Genomic DNA, 12,411 nt, shown 5'->3' with positions numbered 1-12,411 from the left:
GCTCAAATTCTTGTGTAAGGCATGTCTAACCTTACACAAGTGTTAGGAAAACTAATAGATGTTTTTGTTTTGAGGCTTTACTTTAAACTTTTTAAAATAAAATCTAGGTTTTTATTAGCAACATCATCGTTAAGATAAGCATCAGTAAAGTGTTTTGACGTATTGGCTAAACCTAATTCTTGAAGTTTTTTTATGGTATCAATATATTCTAAAGACACTTTTCCTGTTAATAATACATCCAAGTCTTTACCAGCTTTAGCGTATTTATATACTTTTTCTAAACCTGTTAAATATAAATGGTCTTTGGTAAAACCTCCTCCTCTATGCACTCGCAAGGTTATTGAAAAGGCTTTGTTTTTGTTGAGTTTATATTGACTGTAAAGTAAATCGAACGTATCAGCAAACGAATAGCCTTTTATTAAGCTATCTACAGCAATAATCCTATATGCTAATTCCTTTAGTCGTGTCAAGGTTAAACATCCTGATTTGTATTCAGAAAACACTGCTAAACCTTCTTGGGTTTCAACATTGTTTGGTAATCCGTTAGAAAACACTTTTAAAGGTTGGTTTAACCCATTAAAAGTGGTTACCATGTGTACTCCAATCTCGTGGTTTGCCAATACTTTTAATTGATTTTTGCTGAACTTATGGTTTTTACGCAATACTAACGTTTGTGTATTGTTAATCACCATTGCAGCTGCTGAAATGTTAGTTGATAGTTTTAAGTTGTATTTAAAATCATAACGCTTTGCGAAGTCTTCAAAATACGCTTTTGCTTCATTAGCATCGTACATAGGAAGCATGTCTTCTTCAAAGTCGGTATCATCAAAACGCAGAATAAATTTAGCGTTGTCAATATCCTTTTCAGTTGGTGTTCCAAAACTTTTTAAGCTGTTGAAATAGAATTTTCTACCTTGGTTAATGGTTTCAATACATTCAATCAAACCAGAATATTCATAAATTATATCTTCGTATAACTGACGAATATCATCATCTTCAATACGCTCTAAACGCTGTGAGTAAAATAAACGATGTAGCTTGTAACCGTTAAACTTTAATTTTGGGTACTTAAAGTTAGGTTCATACTTGTATTTAGAAGCAAAAAACTGTTTTTTTTCACTTTCAATATTCAACGGATTAATATAATTGAGCAACTCTATTTTTTTAACCAAGCGGTTTAGGTTTGCATCAATATCAAAAAGGCTTTGGTATTCTTCAATTAAGGTATCGTCAAGCATCATTTAGAATAAGTATTATAAAACTCAGCAGCATGTTTTGGTAATCTGGTTTTAAGCTCTTGTGCTACTGTCGAAACAACTTCAGGATAAATAATTTGGTCATACTCATCACAATACACCTTAGCTATTTCGGTTGCCAAAACTAAGGTATTTTTAAAGTTATTGGTAATATATTTTAAGAAATATCCATTGCCTTGAAACGTATCGTTGATTTTAGATGTAGATGGGATATTCTTAGGGAATTTAATTTCTGAAAGACTTTGTCTCCAAGCTTCAATAGATGGTCCAAAACGATTATTATCCACATTACTTGTACCCAAATTCCAAGTAGGGACTTCCCTATCCCAACGTTGCCAGTTGTAACTGTGCATGTCGTACACAACACAAACACCAAATTTTTCTTCGAGCTTATTGATAAGCGCATGTACTACTTTGTAAAAAGTAGCATGCTTATTCAAACTTTTAGTTTTTTGGGCTTCTGGAAGTGGTGTTTTCCAAAGTTGTTTTCCCCAAGCAGTTTCAAAAACAGCGTCTTCTGGAGTTCTATTCAAATCATATTCAAATCTAGAGTCGCAACCAGCAATAACAATTGGATGTGAAGCTATCATGTTTTTAGTTTCAGGGTCTTCTTCATACCATCGATCATATTCTGTATGCAAACAATTGTCCCAAAGTTCTTTTCTAAACTGATGTCCATCGTGTACAGCTCCACAAGCGTAATGTACATATTCATCAATTTTTATAGTGAAAGAATAATCTTCAGCTACAGCATGAAAACACTTTTCAAGATTGATATTTTCAATGATTTTTTCTACAGATAAACGTTCCATATTATTCGTCTTCGGTTAAACTTCCCCATTCAGTCCAAGAACCATCATAAATTGATAGGTTTTTATATCCTGATAATTCTGCTCCAAGAGCCAAAACACAAGCTGTAATACCAGAACCACAAGTAAAAGTAGTTTGCTTATGTTCGCTTAAAACAGCCTTGAAAATAGCCTGTAATTGTTCAATATCTTTAAAACAACCATTTTCGAGTAAAGACGTATAAGGTATATTGAAAGAACTAGGAATATTGCCACTTCTTAAACCAACTCTAGGTTCAGGTTCTTCACCACTAAATCTAGCTTGTGAGCGTGCATCAACGATAATATGGTTGTCTTCACCAACTTCGTTAACTACATCGTCAAAAAACTTTATAAATCCTGTATTGTAACTTGCTGTAAAATTTCCAGGTTTGCCTGAATAATCAGCTTTTGTTTCTAGTGGATAATTATGTTTAATCCATTCTGGTAGTCCACCATCTAAAACCGCAATATTATTAAAACCAAAAGCTTTAAACATCCACCAAACTCGAGCGCTTGAGTAAATACCTTTGTCGTCATACACTACAATACAACTATCATTATGTATTCCTAATGCTTGTGCTTGCGCAGTAAATTGCTCTACAGAAGGAAATGTATTAGGAAATGACGCATTAGTGTCGCTAAATTTTTGTTTAATATCAAAAAAACGTGCAGAGACTATCTGTTTTGAAGCATTACTATCAGAATTAGCTTCAGTAACTTTTCCAATAGTAGCATCCAATACAATAAGATTTTCATCCGCTAAATGTTGGTTTAGCCAATGAACAGATACTAAAGGCTTTGGAACGTGTAGCATATACTAAGCGTCTTCTACAGTTTTTCTTAATCGCGAACGACGGTTAAATGCTTCCAGATTATCAAGTACTTTACTCTCAAGGAAATCAATAACCTTTTCTTCAACTTTGGTTTTGTTTTTATATACTTTATTAATGTAAGTTATGCCTCCAGGAGACATCACATTTACTTCAACTAATTTTCCTCCAATAACATCAATACCAACAAAGTATAAACCGTCTTTAACTAGTTTTGGTCCAATTTGTTTGCATAAGGCTTTTTCAGCTTTAGTAAGTGTATGTTTTTGAACGCTTCCACCAGCAGACACATTAGAGCGATGATCGTCAGTTCCAGGAACGCGTTTCATGGCTCCAACAGGTTCTCCATTGAGCATTAAAATTCTAACATCACCTTGATCTGCACCTTCTATATAATCTTGAAGAATGACATAGTTTGAAGTTCCATCAGAATTTGAAATATAGAAATCTAACAATGAATTGATATTGCTCATTGCTGATCTTTCAATAAGAATAACACCAGAACCACCAAATCCATTTAGTGGTTTTAATATCATTTTATCGGCTTTTGATTCCTTGATTTGCTTAATTAAATACCTTTTGTTTTTTGATACGTGTGTATTAGGAATAATGTTGCTATGCGCATCACCAAATGCTGCAGTGTATAACTTGTTATTTGCTTCGCGCATACCTTCTAAAGAGTTAATGATAAACACATCATCTTTAACTGAATCCAAGAAGTTAAGCATTATAGGATCCAAAGGCGGATTCGCTCTAAAAAAGATAGCATCAAAACCAGCGAGTGGCAACATTTCCTCTCGTAATTCGGCTTTTTTATAAAATGCTTTTAATGATGAGGGCACTTTATCCATTCTACCTACAACTGTACAAAAAGCATTAGTAACACTATTTCTAATAGTTAAATTTGCAGGCGAACACAAGGCAACACCATGACCACGTTTTGCACATTCTTTTATTAAAGCTAAGCTTGTATCGTTTTCTGGATCAATATTTTCCCATGGATACATTAAAAAGCAAACATTCATAGTTTTGATTTTGGTAAGTTAGACTATTTTAAAAGTAGCTATTTTATTTAACATGTTCGTAATGGTCGTCCCAATTTTTAGGCTTAGGCTTGTGTAATTTACCTAATGACTTAGCAACCATCATTGAAACAGTAGCGTCTCCTGTTACGTTTACAACTGTTCTACACATATCTAAAGGCCTATCAACAGCAAAAATAAGCGCTAAACCAATAGGTAATAATTCTGCAGGGAAACCAACAGATTCCAATACAATTACTAACATTACCATACCTGCACTTGGTACAGCTGCACTACCTACAGATGCAAGTATTGCAGTAGCGATGATTACTAATTGATTGGTTATAGTTAATCCTTCAGGCCATACAACTTGCATGATAAAAACTGCAGCAATACCTTGATATAAACTAGTTCCATCCATATTTACGGTTGCACCAACAGGCAATACAAAACCTGATACTTCTTTATCTACTCCAATATGTTCTTCAACACGTTCCATAGTAACAGGAAGCGTTGCAGCACTACTACTTGTTGAAAAAGCTAAAAGTTGTGCTGGTGACATCTTGTTCAAAAACCAGATAGGTGATTTTTTAGTGTAAAGTTTTACTAATATCAAATAGAAGACAATCATGATAACTAACCCAACAATTACACATAATGCATAGTTGAGAAGTTTAAGCAAAATTTCGGTATCATCAAACGCAACAATTACATTTGCCATTAAAGCTAAAACAGCATAAGGAGCAAAAAGCATAATTAAATCTACCATTTTCATGACTACTTCGTTGAGTGAGTCAAAAAACCGAACCAAAGGTTTAGCTTTCTTTTCAGGTATAAGTAGTAAACAAATACCTACAAACAACGCAAAGAAAATTACCTGAAGCATTTTAGCTTCACCTAAAGCTGTAAAAATATTACTCGGAAATATATCTACAAGCGCTTGTAAAGGACCTGCATCTTGCTGTGCTGAAGCTTTTGTTAGTTTATCAGTGACACCTGCATCATTTTCGTATTTGAGTTTAATTTTTTCGAGTGTATCGGCAGACATTCCTGCTCCTGGTTTCACCACATTTACAATAGACAAACCAATAACAATGGCTACTACGGTTGTACACAGATAAATAGCAATTGTGCGTAATCCCATAGATTTAATCTTAGAGATATCTTTTAAATCTGATACACCTTTAATTAATGATGCAAGTATTAATGGAACAGCAATAAGTTTTAATAAGTTGATAAAAATAGTTCCAAAAGGCGCAATCCAATCGGTTACAAAATCTTTTCCTCCTGAAATGGAATTCATAATAAATCCGAGAATGACACCTAAAATCATTCCTATTATAATCTTCCAGTGTAATGCTATTTTTTTCATCTTATTCTTCTTTTTTATCAGTAAAATTTACCAATTCACAATTACAACAATAATTGAAAACAGTAAAATATAAAAAGCCAAACCACAAGCCCTTGCCTCAGCTGATTGTTTTATCTTTTTTTCAAACCCAAACTTTTGAAACCTTTCTTCCTCAACTTTGTTAAAAGTATTAGTATCTAACGCACTTTTCTTCGATTGAAATGGGAAAAAGAAAAATGTGAGCCATTCTTCTCTTGTTAAAGGAGTTGTTTTCCTTTTTTCTTTATAATTTTCTTCTAGGTCTTTCAACTTTAATTTCTAATCAAAATCATTATGAGACTCCTGCTTTCGCAGGAGTGTATAATCTGCTAATACTAATGCAGCCATGGCTTCAACAATTGGAATTGCTCTTGGAACTACACAAGGGTCGTGTCTTCCTTTTCCGTGCATTTCTACTATTTCACCTTCACTATTAATGGTGTCTTGATTTTGCATTATAGTTGCAACTGGCTTAAAAGCAACTCTAAAATAGATATCCATCCCATTGCTTATTCCGCCTTGAATTCCTCCAGATAAGTTACTTTTTGTACTTCCATCAGTATTAAATAAATCATTATGCTCACTCCCTTTCATTTTTGTGCCACAAAATCCGCTTCCATACTCAAATCCTTTTACTGCGTTTATGGATAACATGGCTTTACCTAATTCAGCATGTAGTTTATCAAACACAGGCTCTCCCAAGCCAATAGGAACATTTTGAAGCACACAAGTTACAGTGCCACCAATGGTGTCACCTTCTTTTCTTATGGCTTTTATTTTAGTAATCATTTGTTCTGCAACAGCATCGTCAGGGCAACGTACTGTATTGCTTTCGGTTTTACTAAAATCTAAGTCCTGATAAGGTTTTTCTAAATAAATATCACCAACTGAAGATGTGTAAGCATTTATTTTTATGTCTTTTAAAATTTGCTTTGCAATAGCTCCTGCTACTACTCTACTTGCAGTTTCTCTAGCAGAACTACGACCTCCACCACGATAATCTCTTGTGCCATATTTTTGGTCGTAAGTATAATCGGCATGACTTGGTCTGTAAGTATCTTTTATATGCGAATAGTCTTTTGATTTTTGATTGGTGTTGTGAATTGTAAAACCAATAGGAGTTCCTGTAGTTTTACCTTCAAAAATACCTGATAAGAACTCTACAGTGTCAGGTTCTTTACGTTGGGTAACAATGTCTGATTGTCCTGGTTTTCTTCGGTTTAATTCATTTTGAATTGCATCAAAATCTAAAGTTAAACCTGCTGGACAACCATCAATAATACCACCTATTGCTACTCCATGAGACTCACCAAATGTGGTAAGTTTAAATAATTTTCCGAAGGAATTTCCTGCCATATACATTTATTTTACGCTAATGTAAATGTAATATTACAGAAACAAAAATTGAATTTCATAAAGACTGCCTTTAGCTAAGGAAATTTAATAACATTCTCTTAACCATAAACTCACGGTTAATTAATTGGCTCTTAAACATTAAGTAATATATAAATGTGTTATTTGCATTTAAAACCTAGTATTTGCCTTGAAGATTAAACGAAAAGTAGAAGTAGCTGTAATTTCTGATGTACATCTAGGAACTTATGGCTGTCACGCTAAACAATTACTTACCTACCTTAACAGCATTCAGCCTAAAAAGTTAGTGCTAAATGGCGATATTATTGATATATGGCAGTTTAGTAAACGTTATTTTCCTAAGTCGCATTTAAGAGTGATTAAGAAAATAATAGACATGGCTTCAGATGGTGTAGAAGTTATTTACATTACAGGGAACCATGATGAAATGCTACGTAAATTTAGCGATACCAAAATTGGAAAAATTTCTATAGTTGATAAAATTGTATTAGAGCTTGACGGAAAAAAAGCTTGGATTTTTCATGGTGACGTATTTGATGTGTCTATTCAAAACGCAAAATGGTTAGCGAAATTAGGTGGTTATGGTTACGATTTATTAATTCTTCTCAACCGCTTTACTAACTGGTGTTTAGAACGAATGGGTAAAGAAAAATACTCATTATCTAAAAAGATTAAAAACAGCGTTAAACGTGCTGTAAAATACATTAATGATTTTGAAGAGGTAGCTTCAGATTTAGCTATTGAAAACGGTTATGACTATGTTATTTGTGGTCATATTCATCAACCTAAAATGATTATTAAAGAAAATAAACACGGTAAAACCACCTATTTGAATTCTGGTGATTGGGTTGAGAATTTTACCGCTTTAGAATACCAATTTAAACGTTGGAAAATATACAATTATAGTAAAGACAAACTATCTCCATTCTTTGCTGATGAAGATATTAAAGATATGGAAGTAAAAGACTTAATAGCTGCTATAACTATCGTTGACCAACACAGTAAAAAGTAGTTTTTACTTTAATAAAGCTTCTTTTAGTATAGTTACTGGATGTAATGCTTCTCGAGAAGTCCCATCTTTTATTTGATGTCTACAACTAGTTCCATTAGCTGAAATAATCACATCTTTAGACGCTTTTTTTACAGCAGGAAACAAGGTTTGATTGCCAACCTGCATACTCACTTTATAATGCTCTTTTTCATAACCAAAACTTCCTGCCATTCCACAACAACCACTAGGAATAATAGTGACTTTATAGTTTTTAGGAAGATTTAAAACTGTAAAGCTAGAAAGTTGATTTGCCAATGCCTTTTGATGACAATGTCCATGAAACTTTATGGTTTTTGCTTCTAAAGTAAATTGTTTTGGTTTTATGTTACCCAATTCAATTTCTTGTTGGATAAACTCTTCTACTAAAAAGGTGTGTTTTGCAATTGCTTCAGCAGATGTTTTATCGTCCGCTAATTTTATATATTCGTCTTTAAAAGTTAATATAGCTGAAGGTTCAATACCTACTAACGGTGTGCTTCCAGTAATTAATGAATTAAAGCGTTTTATATTTCTATTAGTCAATATTTTAGCTTCCTCTAAAAAACCTTTTGAAATATAGCTTCGTCCACTTTCTAAAGTGTCTATTATAACCACTTTATAATTCAAGGCTTCTAAAAGGATTTTTGCATCAAGAGCGATATGAGACTCTAAGTAATTAATAAATTCATCTACGAAGAGATAAACCGTTTTTATAGGTTTATTAGTAGTATTCGTTTGATGCTGTTGTAGCTTAGAAAACGGCTTGGTAGCTTTTGGCAAACTTCTATTTGCATGAACACCAATGCTCTTTTTAATGATACTTGATGTGAATTTCTGCTGAAATAATGCATTGGATAACTTTGGAAATTGAGCAGCTAGTTTATTGTACTTAGTGGATTGTGCAAAAAAACGGTCTTTAGATTTAAATCCGTTTGCCTTTTGATATTGATACTGAAACTCAGCCTTTAGAGTAGCTACGTCCACACTACTTGGACATTCACTAGCACAGGCTTTACAGCTCAAGCACAAATCGAATACTTCTTTCAATTCATGATGATTAAACTTATTTACTTTATCCGATTGTGTTAAAAACTCACGCAATGCATTAGCTCTAGCTCTTGTGGTGTCTTTTTCGTTTTTAGTAGCACGATAACTTGGACACATTGTTCCTCCAAATTCAGGTAATTTTCTACAATCACCAGAACCATTGCACTTTTCAGCTTCTCGTAAAATGCCTTCTGATGCTGAAAAATCCATTAGTGTTTCAACCATTGGCTCTTTTCTGTCAGGAACATAACGCAGAGATTCGTCCATTGGATACGCATCTACAATTTTTCCAGGATTGAAGATATTATTTGGGTCAAAAGCAGATTTGATACGTTTTAATAATTGGTAATTTTCCTCACCAATCATCATCGGGATAAATTCAGCTCTTACAATACCATCTCCATGTTCTCCACTCATAGAGCCTTTATATTTCTTCACTAATTTTGCTACATCAGTGGTTATTTTTCTAAATAAAATAACATCTTCAGACTTTTTAAGATTTAAAACTGGTCTCAAATGCAATTCTCCTGCTCCAGCATGTGCATAATAAATAGCTTTTTGTTTATAGCCATTCATTATTTGTGTAAACTCACTAATGTAATTTGCTAAATCGGGAAGCGCAACAGCAGTATCTTCAATACATGCAGCTGACTTTTTATCACCAATCATATTACCCAACAAACCTAAACCTGCTTTTCTAAGTTCGTTGGCTTTATCAATAGCGTCATCCATTAGAATAACATTAGCATAACTAAAGCCTGTTAATTCTATAGTTTTTATTAATGCTTCTACTTGTTTTTTAGCTTCATCAATGGTATTTGCTCTAATTTCGCACATTAATATAGCCTCAGGATCACCTTTAATAAACTGCCTGTTAGCTTGTTGAACTTTGTTATGCTTTGTCAAATCCAATATGGTTTTATCTAGCATTTCACAAGTGTACAAATTGTGCTTCATAGTAGCTGCAACTGCATCAAGACAACTGTTTATAGTACTAAAATGTGCAGCTACCATTATACTTTTGGTTGGTGGTAACTCATCAAGTTTTAAGGTGATTTGCGTTGTAAATGCCAAAGTACCTTCGCTACCAGAAAGTAGCTTACACATATTAAAAGGGTGTTCTCCTTCAAAAAGTTCGGTATTTATAAGTTCGTCAATAGCATAACCTGTATTGCGACGATGAATTTCTGGTTTTGGGAAATTAGCTTTTATATTAGCTCTAACAGTTTCAGGCTCTAATGCAGAGAACATACTTTTGTAAATATGACCTTCTAAAGTATTTAATGCCATTTTAGTGTTAAACTCATTTTTGGATAGATCTCCAAAAACCACTTCGCTTCCATCACTCAACACAGTATGTAATTCTACAACTTTATCTCTTGTAACTCCATATTGAATAGAGGTTGTCCCTGATGAATTATTGCCAACCATTCCTCCTATCATACAACGATTGGATGTTGATGTATTAGGTCCAAAAAAGAGTCCGTAGGGTTTTAGATAATTGTTAAGTGCATCTCTAACCACTCCTGGTTGAACAGTAACTGTTTTGTTCTCTTTATCAAGAGAGATAATTTTTGTGAAATACTTAGATACATCAACAACAATACCTTTACCAACACATTGTCCTGCTAATGATGTTCCTGCGGTTCTAGGTATTAATGAGGTGTCATTTGCATTGGCATAAGCAATAAGTGTTTTAATGTCTTGTACTGTTTTTGGGTATGCAACAGCAGAAGGTTTCATGCGATAAACAGAGGCATCAGTAGCATAAATAGACGTTGTTAAATCGTCAAAAAACAACTCACCATCTAGTTGGTCTTTTAGGCTCTTTAGCATATTCTTAACATCTTAATATTTATTTTTATCGTATATATACTATGCATGCTCTTTTTGCTTATATTTATTATTCAACTAAAATAAACATTAAGTAGCTGCGTTAAAACTTTAAAACTTTAAAATTTATGAAAAAATTATTTTTATTAGCCATTGCATTTATTGGCTTTACTACATTATCGAATGCGCAAGATATTTCTCCAAACGCTATAGGTCTTAGACTAGGTGATAGTGACGGTTTTGGAGCAGAAGTTTCTTACCAAAGAGGATTAGGTGATAATAACCGATTAGAGTTTGATTTAGGTTGGCGAAGCGGAAATGGATACGACGGTTTTAAACTTGCTGGTTTATACCAATGGGTTTGGAATATAGATGGTGGCTTTAACTGGTATGCTGGTGCTGGTGGTGGAGTTGGTTCATACAGCTTCGATAACAATGATTTTGATGATGAAACGTTCATCTTTGCTGCTGGTGATATAGGTATTGAATATAACTTTGATATTCCTTTACTATTGTCACTTGACTTTAGACCAGAGTTAGGCTTTGGGGATTTTAGAGACGATGTTGATTTTGATATAGCCTTAGGTATTAGATATCAGTTCTAATAATTAAGAAACTACTTTTATAAAAAAACCACCTTGCAAAAGGTGGTTTTCTTTTTTTACAGTACCATACATTTTTGCAAGGTATCTTTATATATTGCTTCGTATTGCGGAACTATTTTATGAATATCAAACTTAGCTGCTTCTTCTTTAGCATTTTGTTTAAATGTTGCTAAGCGTTCTTCATTACTTAAAATATGAACTGCATTTTTACTCATACTTTCCACATCATTTACATTACTTAAAAACCCTGTAACTCCTTCAATATTTACCTCTGGAATTCCACCTGTATTACTAGAAATAACAGGAACTCCTGACACCATAGCTTCAAGAGCAGCTAATCCAAAACTTTCAGTTATTGAAGGCAGTAAGAACAAATCACTAAAACATAAAATTCTATCAACTTCATTACTATTACCAAAGAAAATAACCTTATCGCTTATTCCTAACTGTTCGCATAATTGTTCAGCAGGTTTACGCTCTGGTCCTTCTCCTACCATCATTAATTTAGCAGGAATTTCCTTTTGAATATTATAAAACACTTTTACAACATCAGTAATTTGCTTTACAGGTCTAAAGTTACTAATGTGGGTAATTATTTTTTCGTCTTCATTAGCCATCATACCTCGTTGACAATCGGTAAACGTGTGCTTGTATTTACCAACATCAATAAAGTTTGGGATGACTTCTATATCATTTTTTATATCAAATAACCTTAAAGTGTCTTCTTTTAAGCTTTCAGAAACCGACGTTACAGCATCAGATTTGTTGATACTAAATGTTACTGCAGGCTTATAAAATGGATGGTTACCAACAAGCGTAATATCTGTTCCGTGAAGCGTTGTTACAATAGGAACATAAATACCTTCTTCTTGCAACATCTTTTTGGCCATGTAAGCTGCATAAGCATGAGGAATCGCATAATGCACATGTAGTATTTCAATACCATGAAGTTTTACCATATCTACCAACTTACTAGATAATGCTAACTCATAAGGTTGATAATGAAACAATGGATATTCAGGTACATTTACTTCATGAAAGTGTACTTTTGTGCTTAATAATTCTAATCGTACTGGTTGACTGTAAGTGATAAAATGTATTTCGTGACCACGTTTAGAAAGTTCTAAACCAAGTTCGGTAGCAACAACTCCACTTCCTCCAAATGTAGGATAACAAACAATTCCTATTTTCATT

Annotated in this window: 11 protein-coding genes; 2 read left to right on the top strand and 9 right to left on the bottom strand. The window is 33.4% G+C overall.

Annotated elements, in window-relative coordinates:
* Positions 1–77: 77 nt before the first annotated feature.
* From DMZ43_RS05810 to aroC, 7 genes are read right to left on the bottom strand one after another with little or no spacing between them, the layout of a single operon-like run.
* Positions 78–1,238, bottom strand: a complete 1,161-nt coding sequence (locus DMZ43_RS05810; RefSeq protein WP_131506641.1) for a flavohemoglobin expression-modulating QEGLA motif protein — start codon at positions 1,236–1,238, stop codon at positions 78–80.
* Positions 1,238–2,068: an N-formylglutamate amidohydrolase gene (locus tag DMZ43_RS05805; RefSeq protein WP_131506640.1), complete on the bottom strand. Its 831-nt coding sequence runs from the start codon at positions 2,066–2,068 to the stop codon at positions 1,238–1,240. The genes DMZ43_RS05810 and DMZ43_RS05805 overlap by 1 nt, the downstream gene beginning before the upstream one ends.
* Before the next feature lies 1 nt (position 2,069).
* Positions 2,070–2,900 (bottom strand): sulfurtransferase, encoded by an 831-nt coding sequence (locus tag DMZ43_RS05800; RefSeq protein ID WP_131506639.1) that lies wholly within the window; start codon positions 2,898–2,900, stop codon positions 2,070–2,072.
* A gap of 3 nt (positions 2,901–2,903) precedes the next feature.
* Positions 2,904–3,941, bottom strand: coding sequence for a glutathione synthase (gene gshB, locus DMZ43_RS05795; RefSeq protein WP_129760030.1), 1,038 nt, complete (start codon positions 3,939–3,941; stop codon positions 2,904–2,906).
* Positions 3,942–3,984: 43 nt separating this feature from the next.
* Positions 3,985–5,310, bottom strand: a complete 1,326-nt coding sequence (locus DMZ43_RS05790; RefSeq protein ID WP_131506638.1) for a dicarboxylate/amino acid:cation symporter — start codon at positions 5,308–5,310, stop codon at positions 3,985–3,987.
* A 27-nt stretch (positions 5,311–5,337) separates the two neighbouring features.
* Positions 5,338–5,598, bottom strand: a complete 261-nt coding sequence (locus DMZ43_RS05785; protein WP_131506637.1) for a hypothetical protein — start codon at positions 5,596–5,598, stop codon at positions 5,338–5,340.
* A gap of 9 nt (positions 5,599–5,607) precedes the next feature.
* Positions 5,608–6,684 (bottom strand): chorismate synthase, encoded by a 1,077-nt coding sequence (aroC, locus tag DMZ43_RS05780; RefSeq protein WP_131506636.1) that lies wholly within the window; start codon positions 6,682–6,684, stop codon positions 5,608–5,610.
* A 187-nt stretch (positions 6,685–6,871) separates the two neighbouring features.
* Between aroC and DMZ43_RS05775 the strand changes: the two genes are divergently transcribed.
* Positions 6,872–7,714, top strand: a complete 843-nt coding sequence (locus DMZ43_RS05775; RefSeq protein ID WP_129760027.1) for a UDP-2,3-diacylglucosamine diphosphatase — start codon at positions 6,872–6,874, stop codon at positions 7,712–7,714.
* 3 nt (positions 7,715–7,717) lie between these two features.
* Here DMZ43_RS05775 and DMZ43_RS05770 read toward each other — a convergent pair whose 3' ends face one another.
* A complete protein-coding gene (locus DMZ43_RS05770) occupies positions 7,718–10,615 on the bottom strand; it encodes an FAD-binding and (Fe-S)-binding domain-containing protein (RefSeq protein WP_131506635.1) in 2,898 nt (965 codons plus the stop codon).
* A gap of 125 nt (positions 10,616–10,740) precedes the next feature.
* Here DMZ43_RS05770 and DMZ43_RS05765 point away from each other — a divergent pair, with 125 nt between their 5' ends.
* Complete coding sequence (locus DMZ43_RS05765; RefSeq protein ID WP_129760025.1) at positions 10,741–11,217, top strand: hypothetical protein; 477 nt, start codon at positions 10,741–10,743, stop codon at positions 11,215–11,217.
* Between the two features lie 56 nt (positions 11,218–11,273).
* Here DMZ43_RS05765 and bshA read toward each other — a convergent pair whose 3' ends face one another.
* On the bottom strand, positions 11,274–12,410 hold the full coding sequence (gene bshA, locus DMZ43_RS05760; RefSeq protein ID WP_131506634.1) for an N-acetyl-alpha-D-glucosaminyl L-malate synthase BshA: 1,137 nt from the start codon (positions 12,408–12,410) through the stop codon (positions 11,274–11,276).
* Between the last annotated feature and the right edge of the window lies 1 nt (position 12,411).

The sequence above is a fragment of the Meridianimaribacter sp. CL38 genome (genome assembly GCF_004328055.1).
Classification (GTDB): Bacteria; Bacteroidota; Bacteroidia; order Flavobacteriales; family Flavobacteriaceae; genus Gaetbulibacter_B; species Gaetbulibacter_B jejuensis.
The sequence above is the reverse complement of the archived record's forward strand: the minus strand, read 5'-3'. Positions and strand labels throughout refer to the sequence as shown.